The organism is Alsobacter ponti, from assembly GCF_024294805.1.
Classification (GTDB): domain Bacteria; phylum Pseudomonadota; class Alphaproteobacteria; order Rhizobiales; family Beijerinckiaceae; genus Alsobacter; species Alsobacter ponti.
In genome coordinates this window covers 69,259-84,824 of record NZ_JANCLU010000020.1, presented here as the reverse complement: position 1 = coordinate 84,824, position 15,566 = coordinate 69,259, and the positions used below count along the sequence as shown (strand labels likewise).

The 15,566-nt window shown below is 70.4% G+C and carries 11 protein-coding genes and 3 tRNA genes; 8 read left to right on the top strand and 6 right to left on the bottom strand.

The window, feature by feature from the left end; genetic code table 11:
- The 3 genes from NK718_RS17905 to NK718_RS17895 form a co-directional block, all read right to left on the bottom strand.
- A partial coding sequence (locus NK718_RS17905; RefSeq protein WP_254745076.1) for a GTP-binding protein occupies positions 1-251 on the bottom strand: 251 nt, incomplete at its 3' end.
- Positions 252-483: 232 nt separating this feature from the next.
- A tRNA-Gly gene (locus tag NK718_RS17900) sits at positions 484-557 on the bottom strand.
- Between the two features lie 1,243 nt (positions 558-1,800).
- Positions 1,801-1,885, bottom strand: a tRNA-Tyr gene (locus NK718_RS17895).
- Between the two features lie 196 nt (positions 1,886-2,081).
- On the opposite strand from NK718_RS17895, the gene rlmB reads away from it, so the two are divergent.
- Positions 2,082-3,059, top strand: coding sequence for a 23S rRNA (guanosine(2251)-2'-O)-methyltransferase RlmB (gene rlmB / locus NK718_RS17890; protein WP_254745074.1), 978 nt, complete (start codon positions 2,082-2,084; stop codon positions 3,057-3,059).
- Positions 3,060-3,065: 6 nt separating this feature from the next.
- Here rlmB and NK718_RS17885 read toward each other — a convergent pair whose 3' ends face one another.
- Positions 3,066-3,545, bottom strand: a complete 480-nt coding sequence (locus NK718_RS17885; protein WP_254745072.1) for a hypothetical protein — start codon at positions 3,543-3,545, stop codon at positions 3,066-3,068.
- Between the two features lie 326 nt (positions 3,546-3,871).
- Between NK718_RS17885 and NK718_RS17880 the strand changes: the two genes are divergently transcribed.
- From NK718_RS17880 to NK718_RS17855, 6 genes are all read left to right on the top strand, one after another.
- Positions 3,872-4,174: a DUF485 domain-containing protein gene (locus tag NK718_RS17880; RefSeq protein WP_254745070.1), complete on the top strand. Its 303-nt coding sequence runs from the start codon at positions 3,872-3,874 to the stop codon at positions 4,172-4,174.
- A gap of 65 nt (positions 4,175-4,239) precedes the next feature.
- Positions 4,240-5,895 carry a cation acetate symporter gene (locus NK718_RS17875; protein ID WP_254745084.1) on the top strand — a complete coding sequence of 552 codons (1,656 nt, stop codon included), beginning with the start codon at positions 4,240-4,242 and terminating at the stop codon, positions 5,893-5,895.
- Positions 5,896-5,987: 92 nt separating this feature from the next.
- The gene (locus NK718_RS17870) at positions 5,988-7,790 is read left to right on the top strand and encodes a putative nucleotidyltransferase substrate binding domain-containing protein (RefSeq protein ID WP_254745068.1); all 1,803 of its coding nucleotides are present in this window, start codon (positions 5,988-5,990) and stop codon (positions 7,788-7,790) included.
- Between the two features lie 9 nt (positions 7,791-7,799).
- A complete protein-coding gene (locus NK718_RS17865; protein ID WP_254745066.1) occupies positions 7,800-8,468 on the top strand; it encodes a 3'-5' exonuclease in 669 nt (222 codons plus the stop codon).
- A 263-nt stretch (positions 8,469-8,731) separates the two neighbouring features.
- Complete coding sequence (locus NK718_RS17860) at positions 8,732-10,399, top strand: MFS transporter (RefSeq protein WP_371877320.1); 1,668 nt, start codon at positions 8,732-8,734, stop codon at positions 10,397-10,399.
- 180 nt (positions 10,400-10,579) lie between these two features.
- Positions 10,580-10,654 (top strand) — tRNA-Thr (locus NK718_RS17855).
- Between the two features lie 15 nt (positions 10,655-10,669).
- Here NK718_RS17855 and NK718_RS17850 read toward each other — a convergent pair.
- Complete coding sequence (locus tag NK718_RS17850) at positions 10,670-12,925, bottom strand: heavy metal translocating P-type ATPase (RefSeq protein ID WP_254745062.1); 2,256 nt, start codon at positions 12,923-12,925, stop codon at positions 10,670-10,672.
- Between the two features lie 65 nt (positions 12,926-12,990).
- Here NK718_RS17850 and NK718_RS17845 point away from each other — a divergent pair, with 65 nt between their 5' ends.
- Positions 12,991-13,419 carry a MerR family transcriptional regulator gene (locus NK718_RS17845; RefSeq protein ID WP_254745060.1) on the top strand — a complete coding sequence of 143 codons (429 nt, stop codon included), beginning with the start codon at positions 12,991-12,993 and terminating at the stop codon, positions 13,417-13,419.
- Between the two features lie 30 nt (positions 13,420-13,449).
- On the opposite strand, the gene NK718_RS17840 is transcribed toward NK718_RS17845, so the two are convergent.
- The gene (locus NK718_RS17840; protein ID WP_254745058.1) at positions 13,450-15,438 is read right to left on the bottom strand and encodes a DEAD/DEAH box helicase; all 1,989 of its coding nucleotides are present in this window, start codon (positions 15,436-15,438) and stop codon (positions 13,450-13,452) included.
- Positions 15,439-15,566 lie beyond the last annotated feature (128 nt).

Genomic DNA, 15,566 nt, shown 5'->3' with positions numbered 1-15,566 from the left:
CCGGGGCAATCCACGTGCGCGTAGTGGCGGTTCTGCGTCTCGTACTCGACATGCGCCGTCGAGATCGTGATCCCGCGAGCCTTCTCCTCCGGAGCCTTGTCGATCTGGTCGTACGCCGTGAACGTCGCCCCGCCCGTCTCCGCCAGAACCTTCGTGATCGCCGCCGTCAGCGACGTCTTGCCGTGGTCGACGTGACCGATCGTGCCGATGTTGCAATGCGGCTTCGTCCGCGAAAATTTTTCCTTGGCCATGGCCGTGTCTCAGTCCTCGACAGCCGGACGTCGCCGGCAAAGGGGGTTGGAAACGCGGGCCGAAATAGGCGGTTTCGCGGGAAGGCGCAAGAGTCAGGAGACGCGATGCGCCCGGCGGCCGGCCGGCGTCATCCCCACGGCGGTCACGGCAAGGTCACCCATAGCAAATCGACGCAGCTGGACAGTCACGCGGGGACACGCCGCGCAGGCCAAAGTCACGTCGTGAGGAGAATGGAGCGGGTGAAGGGAATCGAACCCTCGTATTCAGCTTGGAAGGCTGCTGCTCTACCATTGAGCTACACCCGCCCGCGCCGCCTGATATGCCGCGCCCGGCCGCGCTTGGCAAGCGCCCAGAGGGGTGACGCACCGCGCCAGGGCAACCCTCGCGCGACCGAGCCCGGATGGCGGAACGCCAGGCACGGACGCCAGTCCGCCCGTTCCCGGAACCCCGGAGCGTAGCGGAGGGGTATCCGGGAGCCAGCGTAGGAATGCTGCCGCGAAGCGGCGCTCAATGGAAAAGGCCATAAGGACGCGCTACGCGCGACATGTTGCGCTGGGCCCCGGGCTCGGTTCCGCTGTCGCTGCACCGACCCGGGGACGGGCGGGCCGGAGGCCCGCGCTGCAAATCGACTCGCGCCCCAGTCTACGCTTGACATTCGCAGGAATTTATGCCTATATGGCTCTCGTCCTCACCCGAGGAAGGGGCGTCTGCAGCGTGGCCGATGCGGGTGGGGGGCGGTGGCCGGTTCGAGGGAGCGTCACGCACTCCCGAGCGCCGGCGGCCCAAGCCGCTCAGGTTCGTCGCCGCCAACAGCGGGACAGTAACCCGGGCTGGGTGGTTCCTCAGCTCCCAGGACTTCGTCCCGCGATATGCGGGCGAGGGTCGATCGGGAGGCAAGGGCCAGCCGGCTTGCGGGACCAAACAGGGTGAGTGTCATGCCCCCTGGGACCAAGCGGAGCAAGCCTCAAACACCGCGCGCGGAACGGCGGGGGTCAACTCTCGTCGGTATTACACCCTCACCTCCGGCATCCGCCGGCGGGACGAGGCCCCCGCCGTTCCGCGCCGCCCTTCCGGGCATCGCAGAACAAAGCCAAGCCCCGCATCCGGAAGGATGGCGGGAACATTCCGCATGGAACGGGCGGACTGGCGTCCGCCCTTTGGGCGCGTGGGACAGCAATGCGGGCCAACGGCCCGCCCGTCCCCGGAGCGGTGCAGCGAAAGCGGAACCGCATCCGGGGCCTAGCGTAACAATGTCGCGCGTCAGCGCGTCCTCATCGAAAAGGCCTGTCAAGCGCCGCTTCGCGGCAACATCCATGCGCTGGCTCCCGGATATGCCTCCGCCAAGGCTCCGGCATTCCGGGAACGGGCGGACTGGCGTCCGCCCTTTGGGACTTGGGGACAGACGGACGAAGTCCGCCCTACGGGGCTTGGGGACGGGCGGACGGGGTCCGCCCTTTGGGTTCAGGAGACGGGCGGACTGGCGTCCGCCGGATTTGGGGACCGCCGGACGGAGCCACGCAAGGCGACGCTCTGTCGAAAGAAGAAAAATGGTGGGGGAAGTAGGACTCGAACCTACGAAGGCTTAGCCAGCGGATTTACAGTCCGCCCCCTTTGCCGCTCGGGACATTCCCCCACGCCCGTTCCGTGAGCCGGGGCTGCACTGGACGCGGATGCGAAGCGCGCCGGGCGGCGCGTCCGCGGGGCGTCTTATGGGGAGGGGGGGCGCTCGTGTCAACACGAAAAGCGGAGGCCGCGCCCGGCGCGCTGATTGCCCCGCGCCCCGCCGCGTGCGACACCCCGGCGAACCCACGCGAAACGGCGGACCCGACATGGCCAGGAAGCCCGGCGGCGACAGACACGATCACCGATCCCGCGACGCGGGACGCACCGGCGGCTGGCGCCCCGAGGACGCGAATCGGTCCGGCCGCGACGAGCGCGGCGGCGGCAAGCCGCGCGGCGACGCCCGGCCAGCCCGGGGCCAGGACGAGCGCGAGCCGGCGCGCGGCGCCGCGCAGCGGCGCGAGCGCGCCCCGGAGGGTCGCCACGAGTCGCGGCAGGACCGTCCCGAGCGCGGCGCGGCCCGCCCCGGCGGCGGACGCCCCCTGCTCTACGGCTTCCACAGCGTGATCGAGGCGCTGGCCAATCCGCGCCGGGTGGTTCATCGGGTCTATGCCACCGAGAACGCGGCCGCGCGGCTGGCGGACCGGCCGTCCGGCACGCGCGCCCCGGTCACCATGGTGCGCGGCGACGACATCGCCCGCCTGGTCGGAGAGGACGTGGTCCACCAGGGCCTCGTGGCCGAGGTCGACAACCTGCCGGCGCTCGATATCCACGACCTGCCGGCCGACGGGATCGTGCTGGTGCTCGACCAGGTGACGGACCCACACAATGTCGGGGCGATCCTGCGCAGCGCCGCCGCCTTCGGGGTCAGCGGCCTCGTCATCACCGAGCGCCACAGCCCGGAAGCCACTGGCGTGCTGGCCAAGACCGCCTCGGGCGGGCTGGAGCACGTGCCGCTGGTGACAGTGCCGAATTTGGCGCAGGCGCTGACGGTGCTGGGCGAGCGCGGCTTCTGGCGAGTCGGGCTCGATTCGGAGGGGCCGACCCCGCTCGACAAGGCCGTCGCCACCCGGCCGGTGGCGCTGGTGCTGGGGGCGGAGGGCAAGGGGCTGCGCCGCCTGACGCGCGAACGCTGCGACGCGCTCGCGCGGCTCGACGTGCCGGGCGCGATCAAGAGCCTCAACGTCTCGAACGCCGCCGCCGTGGCGCTCTACGCGCTCGACCGGGCGCTCGCGCCGAAGGCGTGAAGCCGCCTACTCCGCCTGCAGCTGGATGATGCGCGGCGCCGTGGGGCTGTCGACGGAGAACCCGCCGGCCGAGGTCAGCGGCTGCGGCTCGCCCATCGAGACGATGCGCGCCCCGCCCGGCCTGGCCGTCACGCCGCGGGAGTCCACCACGTACAGCGTCGGCGCGCCGGGCTCGGCCGGGCGGTAGCCCGGAACGGCCGGCAGGTCGGCGGCGGTGATCGGACCGGGCGGCGGGGGCGGCGGCGGCTCGACGCGCACCACCACGACCTCGGGGCGGTTCGGCCGCACCCACACCGGCACCGGCGTGTTGCCGGCCGCGAATCGCATGCCCGGGAAGTGACCGGGAAGATGCACGCCCGGCGGCAGCACGACCCCCGGCGGCAGGCCGGGCAGGCGGTCGCCGGCCACGGCGACGGCCGACACGGAAGCCAGCAGAGGGACGACGGCGCAAATCGCGGCCGGGACGAATCCCGCAAGACGCCTCATGGGAGGTTCCTTCCACACCAGTGATGCCGCGGGACAATGTTTACTGATTTTTAACGGTTCCCGGGAGTCCCCCCGTGGGGCGATCGGCGATCGTGGTTAAGGGCGTCGCCCTCGGCGCGAGGGGAGTTGGCTCGCCCTCCCCGCCCATTAGTCGCAAGACGAAAGCACGGCTGAACGCGGGCGGCGGCATCGTCTATGAGGGAGCCGGAGGCAGGGTCTCTTCCCATCGCAAACGCGACCGCCGGCCGGGTTCGGACCCGTTTGCCGGCACGGGAGAGGCTTGCCTGGACCGCGCCGCGAGGGCGCTGCGAAAAAGGGTGGGCGCCATGGCGGCTGACTATCACACCATCGAAGGAACCCAGGCCTACAGGGACCTGGTGGCGAAACGCTCCAAGCTGGGCTGGACCCTCTCGGCCGCGATGCTCGTCATCTATTTCGGATTCATCGTCCTGATCGCCTACGCGCCGAAGTTCCTGGGGCAGCCGATCGGCGCGGGGGTGACGACGATCGGCATTCCGATCGGCCTCGCCGTCATCGTGTCGGCCTTCGTGCTGACCGGCGTCTACGTGCGCCGCGCCAACTCCGAGTTCGACACCCTGACCCGCAAGATCGTTGAGGAGGCGAAGTGATGAGCCGCGTCAACCACACCTCGCGCCTCGGGCGCTACGGCGTCGCCGGCCTCGCCGCCGCCGCTATGTTCGCCGCCTCCCCGCTCGCGGCCTGGGCCGCCGGCGCGGTCGAGGGCGGCACGAAGCAGGCGACCAACTGGTCCGCCATCTCCATGTTCGTCGCCTTCGTCGGCATGACGCTGGGCATCACCTACTGGGCGGCGCGCCGCACCAAGTCGGCGGCGCAGTTCTACTCCGCCGGCGGCGGCATCACCGCCGGCCAGAACGGCCTCGCCATCGCCGGCGACTACATGTCGGCGGCCTCGTTCCTCGGCATCTCCGGCCTCGTCTACACCTCGGGCTATGACGGGCTGATCTACTCGGTGGGCTGGCTGGTCGGCTGGCCGATCGTCACGTTCCTGATCGCCGAGCAGCTGCGCAACCTCGGCAAGTTCACCTTCGCCGACGTCGCCTCGTTCCGGCTGTCGCAGACGGAGATCCGCATCCTGGCCGCCTGCGGCTCGATGGTGACGGTGATCTTCTACCTGATCGCCCAGATGGTCGGCGCCGGCAAGCTGATCCAGATCCTGTTCGGGCTGGACTACTGGATGGCGGTGGTCATCGTCGGCGCGCTGATGGTGATCTACGTCACCTTCGGCGGCATGGTGGCGACGACCTGGGTGCAGATCATCAAGGCCTGCCTGCTGCTCGCCGGCGCGTCCTTCATGGCCTTCGCGGTGCTCTATCACTTCGGCTTCAGCACCGAGAAGCTGTTCCAGACCGCCGTCGACGTGCATCCCAAGAAGATCGCCATCATGGAGCCCGGCTCGCTGGTGTCGAACCCGCTGTCGGCGATCTCGCTGGGGCTGGCGCTGATGTTCGGCACCGCCGGACTGCCGCACATCCTGATGCGTTTCTTCACGGTGTCGGACGCCAAGGCGGCCCGCAAGTCCGTGTTCTACGCCACGGGCCTGATCGGCTACTTCTACATCCTCACCTTCATCATCGGCTTCGGGGCGATCACGCTGGTCTCCACGAATCCTGACTTCCTCGATCCCGCGCTGCTGGCCAAGGGCCCGATCGCGGCGATCAAGGGCGGCTCCAACATGGCGGCCATCCACCTCGCCAACGCGGTGGGCGGCAACCTCTTCCTGGGCTTCATCTCGGCGGTCGCCTTCGCCACCATCCTGGCGGTCGTGTCCGGCCTGGCGCTCGCCGGCGCCTCGGCCATCAGCCATGACATCTACGCCTCGGTGATCAAGAAGGGCAAAGCCAACGAGCAGGACGAGATCCGCGTCTCCAAGATCGCCTCGACCGTGCTCGGCGTGCTGGCGGTGATCCTCGGCATCGTCTTCGAGAACCAGAACGTCGCCTTCATGGTCGGCCTCGCCTTCGCCATCGCCGCCTCGTGCAACTTCCCGGTGCTGGTGATGTCGATCTTCTGGCGCGGACTGACGACGCGCGGCGCCCAGGTGGGCGGCTTTGCCGGCCTCATCGCCGCCGTGGCGATGGTCGTGCTGTCGCCGTCGGTGTGGGAAGCGACGTTCGGCTTCGCCAAGGGCTCGGCCCCGTTCCCCTACGACAACCCGGCGCTGTTCTCGATGCCCATCGCCTTCATCGGCATCTGGCTGTTCTCGGTGCTCGACCGCAGCCCGCGCGCCCTCGCCGAGCGAAAGGCCTTCGACCCGCAGTTCGTGCGGTCGCAGACCGGCATCGGCGCGGCGAGCGCCAGCTCGCACTGAAGTCGCGGCGGCCCGCCCCAGGCGGGCCGTCTCCTCTCCTCGGCAGGCCGGTCCGCGCTCGCGCGGCCCGGCCGTTTGCGTCACGGTGAGCCATGCCGAAATCCTTCGACGCCACCAACCCGCCCTTCGACCGCCTGGAGACACAGGAGATCGAGGCGCTGCGCGACACGCTCGACGTCGCCTATTTCCCGCCCGGCGAAGTCGTCATCGCGCAGGAGGCCGCCGCCGAGCACCTCTTCGTCATCATCAAGGGAACGGTGGAGGAGCGCGACGGCGACGAGCTGGTGGCCCTGCTGGGCCCCAAGGACTCCTTCGACAGCCGCGCCCTGGTGCATGGGCGCAGCGGCCACGCCTTCGTGACGCGCGAGGAGACGCTGGTCTACCTGGTTCCCCGCGACGCCGTGCTGCGGCTGATCCAGACCAATCCGCGCTTCGCCTCGTTCTTCTACCTCGAGATTTCCCGCAAGCTCGACGCCCTCGCCCACGACGAGGATGAGCAGCGCGTCGGCAGCCTGATGCGCGCCCGCGTCTCCGACGTGCGCCTGCAGCCGGCGAGCTTCATCGACGCTGCCGACACCATCGAGACGGCCGGCCACCGCATGCGCGAGATCGGCTCCAACGCGCTGCTGGTGCGCAACGGCGAGCGCACCGGCATCATCACCGGCATGAACCTCTCCAAGGCGGTGGTGCTGCGCCGCCTGCCGCTGGAAACCCCGGTCGGCGAGCTGGCGCACTATGACGTCGTGACGCTCGCGCCCGACGATTTCGTCTTCTCGGCGCTGCTGCTGATGACCCGCCACAGCAAGCGGCGCATCGTGGTGCGCGACGGCGACGCCTATGTCGGCATCCTGGAGGACATCGACCTGCTCGGCTTCATCGGCGGCAGCACCCAGCTCGTCGCCGGGCGCATCGACCGCGCCCAGACCCAGCAGGACCTTGCCGACGCCGCCGGCGACATCGAGGGCCAGGTGCGCCTGCTGCGCCGCCAGGGGGCGAAGATCGAGGCGCTGTGCGAGCTGGTGTCCGACCTCAACCGCCGCCTGCTGGAGCGCCTGCACGGCATGGTCTGTCCGCCGGCGCTGCGCGACCACGCCTGCCTGATCGTGATGGGCAGCGAGGGCCGCGGCGAGCAGACCCTGCGCACCGACCAGGACAACGGCCTGATCCTCGACGGGCCTGTGGACCCGACGGCGCTCGACGCCTACCGGCGCGACTTCAACGGCGCGCTCGAACGCTTCGGCTTCCCGCCCTGCCCCGGCGGCGTCATGGTCTCGAACCCGCTGTGGTCGAAGCCGCTCGACGACTATCTCGCCGACTTCCGCCGCTGGATCGCCCTGCCGGACGAAACGGCGCACATGAACGTCGCCATCTTCTACGACGCGGTGGCGGTGGCCGGCGACCCCGCCCTGCTGGAGCGCGCCAAGGCGTCCCTGATCGAGCTGGTGCGCGGCGAGCGCGCCTATCTCGCCCACTTCGCCAAGGCCATCGACGCCTTCGCCCCGCCCATCGGCCTGTTCAACAACCTGATCACCTCCGAGGGCAAGGGCGACGCGCTGGACCTCAAGAAGGGCGGCATCTTCCCCATCCTGCACGGCGTCCGCGCCCTGGCGCTGGAGAAGGGCTTCCTGGAGACCGGCACGGCCGAGCGGCTGCAGCGCCTGGCCGAGGAGCGCGTGCTGAAGCCCGACTTCGCCCGCGAGGTGACGCAGGCCTTCCGCTTCCTCTCCGGGCTGCGGCTGGACGCGCAGCTCGCCGAATCCGGCGGGCGCTCCGGCTCGCTGGTGCGCCCCGCCACGCTCTCCAGCATGGAGCGCGACCTGCTGCGCGACGCCTTCCTCATCGCCAAGCAGTTCCGCGACATCGTGCGGCGGCACTTCAACCTGGCCATGTTCTGAGGTCCGGCCATGTGGCGCGCCGTCAAACGCCTGTTCCACCAGGCCAGCATCGGGGACCAGAGCTACCGGTTCCTGTTCAAGCCCGGGCCGGACGACGAGGTGGTGGTGCTCGACACCGAGACCACCGGCCTCGACGTCAAGACCGACGACATCATCACCATCGCCGCCATCAAGATCCGCGGCGACCGCATCCTGACGAGCGAACGCTTCGAGGCGGTCGCCCGCCCCGACGCGCGCATGAGCGCTGAGGCGATCAAGGTGCACCGGCTGCGCCACGCCGACGTGGAGGGCGGCGAGCTGATCTTCCGCATCCTGCCGGATTTCCTCCGCTTCGTCGGGGGCCGGCCGCTGGTTGGGTACTACATCGACTTCGACGTCGCCATGCTCGACAAGTACATCGTCCAGTTGATCGGCATCGAGCTGCCCAACCGGCTGATCGAGGTTTCGGCGCTCTATCACGAGCGCAAATACGGCGACGCGCCGCCCGGTACCCAGATCGACTTGCGCTTCGCCGCCATCATGGACGACCTCGGCCTGCCCCGGCTGGAGGAGCACGACGCCTTCAACGACGCGCTGATGACCGGAATGATGTACCTGGCCCTCCGCGACCTGAAGCGGCGCAACGTCCGCATTTCGCGCCAGCGCCAGGCCCCCGTCATCGACGCGCTGGGCGCCTGACGGCCGCCTCCGCGCCGGCCGGCATTGAACGAAGTGTTAAGCCCGCGGCCCTTCGTCCGGGCCGGGAAGGCGGGCATAATCAAGCGCATAGACTTGGGGAGCGGATTCGGCGGCGGCTGTCCCGTTCCCCCTGCGAAGAGCGGCCCGGCTCGAGTCGGACCGTGGAGGGGAACCGCACAGCCCGCGCACCAAAGCGGGCGTGCAACGAGGGGAAATCGACGCCGCGCCCGACGCGGTGTCCTAGGAGAGACACAGACATGTCCATGGCAACCGCAAACGCAAGCGTCGAACGGGCCCGCCCGATGACGCGCGAGGAGAAGCGCGTCATTCTCGCGTCTTCGCTCGGCACCGTCTTCGAGTGGTACGACTTCTACCTGTACGGCGCGCTGGCCGTGATGATCGGCGCCCAGTTCTTCTCGGCGTTCGACGCCACGACGCGCAACGTCTTCGCTCTTCTCGCCTTCGCGGCGGGCTTCCTCGTTCGCCCCTTCGGCGCGCTGGTGTTCGGCCGGCTCGGCGACCTCGTCGGCCGCAAGTACACCTTCCTGATCACCATCCTGATCATGGGCCTGTCGACCTTCGGCGTCGGCCTGCTGCCGAGCTACGCGACGATCGGCTGGGTCGCGCCGGTGATCCTGATCGTGCTGCGCATGCTGCAGGGCCTGGCGCTCGGCGGCGAGTATGGCGGCGCGGCGGTCTACGTGGCCGAGCACGCCCCGCGCAACCGCCGCGGTTTCTACACCTCGTGGATCCAGACGACGGCGACGCTCGGCCTGCTCCTGTCGCTCGTCATCATTCTCGCGCTGCGCATGGCGCTCGGCGAGGCGGACTTCGCGGCTTATGGCTGGCGCATTCCGTTCCTGGTCTCGGTCGTGCTGCTGGCGGTTTCCGTCTGGATTCGCTTGCAGATGGAGGAGAGCCCGGCGTTCCGGAAGATGAAGGAGGAGGGCAAGGGCTCGAAGGCGCCGCTCTCCGAGGCGTTCGGCCAGTGGAAGAACCTCAAGGTCGTGATCATCGCCCTGCTGGGCATGGTCGCCGGCCAGGCGGTGGTCTGGTACACGGGCCAGTTCTACGCCCTGTTCTTCCTGCAGAGCATCCTGAAGGTGGACCTGTTCACCTCCAACGTGCTCATCGCGTGGTCGCTGATCATCGGCACGGGCGGGTTCATCGTGTTCGGCTCGCTTTCTGACCGGATCGGCCGCAAGACCGTGATCCTGGCGGGCTGCCTTGTCGCGGCGCTGACCTACTTCCCGCTGTTCAACATGCTCACCCGCGTCGCCAGCCCCGAGCTGGACGCGGCGCTGAACAGCGCGAAGGTGCAGGTGATCGCCGACCCGGCCACCTGCGGTTCGGTGTTCGACCCGGTCGGCATCCGCACCTTCACCGAGCCCTGCGACGTCGCCCGCGTGGCGCTCGCCCGCTCGGCGGTGAAGTACGAGCTCGTCTCCGCCCCGGCCGGCACGCCGGCCAAGGTGACGTTCAACGGCAAGGACGTTCCCGTCGCCGCGGCCATCCCGGCCAACATGACGGCGTTCGCCGCCGCCGCTGCCGAAGTGGGATACCCGAAGGCCGGCGCGGCCTCCGTGGTGAAGCTCACCTCGGTCATCCCCAACACCGCCCAGTCCTGGGGCGTGATCGCCATCCTGACGATCTTCGTGATCTACGTGACGGCGGTCTACGGGCCAATCGCGGCGGCGCTGGTCGAGTTCTTCCCGACCCGCATCCGCTACACCGCGATGTCCCTGCCCTACCACATCGGCAACGGCTGGTTCGGCGGCTTTCTGCCCCCGATCACCTTCGCCATGGTGGCGTCGACCGGCGACATCTATTTCGGCCTCTGGTACCCGGTGGTCATCGCCCTGGCGACGGTCGTCATCGGTCTGATCTTCGTGCCGGAGACGAAGGACCGCGACATCTACGCGCACGACTGACGATCCCGGCGGGGAGGCTTCTGCCTCCCCTCCACGTCCCCGAAGGCCCCGCCCCGCGCGGGGCCTTTTTCATTTAGGCAGGGCGGCGTTGCGCGCGCCCCACTCCCGCCCGGGTCCCGCCCGGCTGCGCTCAAGGGATGGGTTGAACGCCGGCGTGCCTGCTGGTACGACCGGCGCCGGGCCGGATTAGCACAGCGGTAGTGCAGCGGTTTTGTAAACCGAAGGTCGGGGGTTCGATCCCCTCATCCGGCACCAGAAAACCATCAGATTTCAACGTGGCGCGCGGAGCAGGCGCATTGCGTTGGCGGTCACCAGCACCGTCGCGCCGGTGTCGGCGAGGATGGCCGGCCAGAGCCCGGTGATGCCGACGATGGTGGTGACCAGGAACACCGCCTTGAGGCCGAGCGCGATGGCGATGTTCTGGCGGATATTGGCCATGGTGCGCCTGGACAGCGCGATCATCTCGGCGATGTCCATGACGCGGCCGTGCAGCACCGCGGCGTCGGCCGTCTCCAGCGCGACGTCCGTGCCGCCGCCCATTGCGATGCCGACATGGGCCGCCGCGAGCGCCGGGGCGTCGTTAATGCCGTCGCCGACCTTGGCGACGCGATGCCCGTCGCCCTGCAGCTCGCCGACGATGCGCTGCTTGTCCTGCGGCAGCAGCTCGGCCCGGACCTCGATGCCGAGTTCGCGCCCCACGGCTTCCGCCGCGCGCCGGTTGTCGCCGGTGAGCATGACGGTGCGCAGCCCCGCGTTCTTCAGCGCCGCGAGGCCCGCCTTGGCGTCGGGGCGCGGCTCGTCGCGCATGGCGAGCGCCCCGGCGAGCACACCCCCGACGACGAGCACCGACACGGTCTTGCCCTCATGGTTGAGCGCGTCGATACGCGCCTGCATGTCGGCGTCGAGCGTGGCGCGCGCGGCGGCCTCCTTGGGCGAGCCGAGGAAGGCCTCGACGCCGTCCACCACGCCGGTCACGCCCTTGCCGCCGAGGGCCTTCGCCTCCCTCACCCGCGCGGGCTCCACGCCGTCCGCCGCCGCGCGGGCGAGGATGGCGACGGCCAGCGGATGGCTCGACCCGGTCTCCAGGGCGGCGGCGACGCGCAGCACCTCGCGCGGGTCGGGGCCGATCACGTCGGTGACCTGGGGCTTGCCGGCGGTGAGCGTGCCCGTCTTGTCGAGGGCGACGGCCGTCACACGTCCGATGTTCTCCAGCACCGCCCCGCCCTTCAGCAGCAGGCCGCGCCGCGCGCCGTTGGACAGGCTCGCCGCGATGGCGGCCGGCGTGGAGATGACGAGCGCGCAAGGGCAGCCGATCAGCAGGATGGCCAGACCCTTGTAGATCCACTCCGACCACGCGCCGCCGAACGCCAGCGGCGGGACGACGGCGACCAGCGCAGCGGCGACGACCACGCCGGGCGTGTAGTAGCGCGAGAACCGGTCGATGAACCGCTCCGTCGGGGCCTTGCTCTCCTGCGCCTCCTCGACCAGCTTCACAACGCGGGCGATGGTGTTGTCGGCCGCCGCCGCCGTGACGCGGATGCGCAGGGCGGCGTCGCCGTTCACCGTGCCGGCGAAGACGGTGTCCTCGGGGCCCTTGCGCACGGGCACGCTCTCTCCGGAGACGGGCGACTCGTCGATGGCGCTCTCGCCCGAGAGAATGACCCCGTCGGCCGGCACGCGCTCGCCGGGGCGCACCAGCACCACCGCCCCCACGGCCAGCGACTCGGCGGGAACCTCCCGTGTCGTCCCCTCTGTCTCGACCAGCGCGGTGCGCGGGACCAGTTTGGTGAGCGCCCGGATGCTGTCACGCGCCTTGCCGGCGGCGACGCCTTCCAGCAGCTCGCCGACGAGGAACAGGAACACGACCGTAGCGCCCTCCTCACCCGCGCCGATCAGCACGGCGCCGACGGCGGCGATGGTCATCAACATCTCGATGGTGAACGGGATGCCGGCGAGCGCCGCCATCACCGCGCGCCTGGCGATCGGCACGAGGCCGATCAGCATCGCCGCCTCGTAGGCCCAGCGCTCCACGCCGGGGACGAGCTTGCCGACGACGTAGGCGGCGACGAGGCCGAGCCCGCTGGCGATGGTCAGCAGGCCCTTGGGCGACTTCCACCACGGACCTTCAGACAGCTCGTGGTCGTGGCCGTGCAGCCCGGCGATCTCCGGGCCATGTGCATGACCGTGGTCGTGGGCCTCGGCGCGATCGCCCGCATGGCCGCCATGGTCATGGTCGTGATGTTCGTGGTCGTGGCCATGAGCATGGTCGTGGTCATGGCCGTGAATGTGGCCCGGCTCCGGGGCGGCGGCCGCCCGCTTGGCTCCGTAGCCGAGGCCCGCGACCTTCTTCTCCAGGGCCGCGAGGTCGGCGTCCGGCCCGTGCCGCACGGTCATCGAGCCCGCCGTCGCGGAGACCGCGACATCGGAGACCCCCGGCATGCGGCGGACGGCCGTCTCGATCTTGGCCGCGCAGGCGGCGCAATCCATGCCGGTCACGCGGTAGCGGGTCTGAAGGGTGTCGGTCATCGCACGTCCCTGGGAATTTCTGTCGAACCGTCCTACATCCTCCAGTGACTAGAGGAGCAAGCGTGATGTCCGGACAATCGTTCCCCATCGGCGAGGTCGCCCGCCGCAGCGGCGTGAAGCCGCCGACCATCCGCTACTACGAGGAGATCGGGCTTCTGCCCGCGCCGCCGCGCACCGAGGGCAACCGCCGCGTCTACGACGACGCCGACCTGCGCCGCCTCGCCTTCATCCGGCATGCGCGCGAGCTTGGCTTCGAGGTGGAGGCCATCCGCACGCTGCTGTCGCTGCAGGATCACCCGGACCAGTCCTGCGCCGCCGCCGACACGATCGCCCGCGCCCGGCTCGCCGAGGTGGACGAGCGCATCGCCAAGCTGCTGGCGCTCAAGGGCGAGCTCCAGCGCATGGTGGAGACGTGCGCCACCGGTCGCGTCGCCGACTGCCGGGTTATCGAAACCCTGTCCGACACGAGCCACACGCACGGCGCCCTCGCCTGACGACGGGCAGCATCGGCGGGCTCGGGTCCCTCAGCCCCGGCGAGGTTTGGTCTTATGGGCGCGCTTGGGGCCGGTCGGCCGCTCCTTGGCGCCCTTCTTGAAGCCCGGGCCTGGCTTCGCGGTCTCGGGGCGCGGCTCGCCGTCTGCGGTGGCGGGGCCGTGGGCGCGCCTGGGCTTGAAGGCCGGCTTGCCCTGCGGCGCGTCCCGGCTTGCGTCCGGCTCGGACGGCGCGGCGCGGCGGGGACGCGGGATGTGGCCTGTCCCGGCGTCCCTGCCTCCGTCGCCGCCCGACGCATCTTCACGCGGATGGGACGTCGGGCGCGCCCGACGCGGAGCGCCCTGCCGGTCGCCCGGCGCGCCCGGCGGCTCGCTGCGCTCGAACCGGATGTCCTCGCCCTTGCCGCCCCTGCCCAGCGCCGCCTCGGCGAACCTCTCGGCCGCCGCCTCGGCGATCTCGAACCTGGTCTCGTTGTCGAAGATGCGGATCGCGCCAATGTCCTTCTTCGTGACGTGTCCGCGCCGGCAGATCACCGGCAGCAGCCAGCGCGGATCGGCGTTCTTGCGCCGGCCGATGCTCATGCGGAACCACACCATCGGCCCGCCGGCGTGACGCTCCGCCTTCAGCGGATCGTAAGCGGCGCCGGCGCCCGCGTCGTCTCGCTCGCGGGCGGGGCGGCGGGTCTCCCGCGCGTCCCGGTCGCGCTGGGGAGCGGAGCTATAGACGTCCTCCGGCTCCGGCAGGCGGGAGCGTATGGCCCTCACGAAGGCAGCGGCGATCTCCTCGGGCGAACGCCGCTCCATCAGGAGGCGCGCCGTCTCCGTATCCTCCTCAGTATTCTCCTCGGAGAAGATGGGGTCCTGCATCAGGCGGTCCCGGTCGCGCTTGCGCACGTCCTCGGCCGAGGGCGGCCCCAGCCACTCGGCCTCGAGCCCGGCCTGCCGCAGCAGCATCTCCGTCCGGCGGCGCAGGTTGAACGGGGCGATCAGCACGCAAACGCCCTTGCGCCCGGCGCGGCCGGTGCGGCCGCTGCGATGCAGCAGCGCGTCCCGGCCCCGAGGCAGCTCGGCGTGGATCACCAGGTCGAGGCCCGGCAGGTCGATGCCGCGCGCCGCCACGTCGGTCGCCACGCAGACGCGGGCGCGCCCGTCGCGCAGGGCCTGGAGAGCATGGTTGCGCTCGTTCTGGCCCATCTCGCCCGACAGCGCCACCGCCACGAAGCCGCGCTCGACCAGGCTGCCGTAGAGTTTCCGCACCGCCTCGCGCGTATGGCAAAACACCAGCGCGCCGGGGGAATCGAAGTAGCGCAGCACGTTGACGACGGCGTGCTCGACGTCGCTCGGCGCGACCTGCACGACCTTATAGTCGATGTCGGCGTGCGGCTGGCTCCTGTCGACGGTGTCGATGCGCAGCGCGTCGCGCTGAATGCGCTGCGCCAGCGCGGCGATGCCGCGCGCGATGGTGGCCGAGAACAGCAACGTCCGACGCTCGGCCGGCGCCGAGTCGAGGATGAATTCGAGGTCCTCGCGAAAGCCGAGGTCGAGCATCTCGTCGGCTTCGTCGAGGACCACGGCGCGCAGGCGCGACGGATCGAGCCGGCCGCGCTCGAGATGGTCGCGCAGCCGCCCCGGCGTGCCCACCACCACGTGGCAGCCCTCCGCCAGCGCCCGCGCCTCGCGCCGCACGTCCATGCCCCCGACGCATGACACGATGCGGGCCTGCGCCGGCGCGTAAAGCCAGGCGAGCTCGCGCTGCACCTGCAAGGCCAGCTCGCGCGTCGGCGCGATCACCAGCGCCAGCGGCTCCTCCGCGCGGGGAAAGCGTTCGGCCTCTCCGAGCAGCGTCGACACGAGCGCGAGACCGAACGCGATGGTCTTGCCCGATCCGGTCTGGGCGGAGACCAGCAGGTCCCGGTCCCGCGCCTCGGGGGCGAGCACGGCCGCCTGCACGGGCGTGGGTTCGGCATAGCCGCGTTCGGCGAGCGCGCGCTCGACGCTGGCATGGGTCGCGGGAAAAGGCATGGGTGTCCGATTGACTGAGCGGGACGGAAGCTCCTCCGACCATTCGTCCGACGGCGCGGAAGGAGGCGCGGGCATAGCGCGCGCAAGATGCGCCAGCGCTACCCCCCATGGGGCGGGCAGTCAACCTT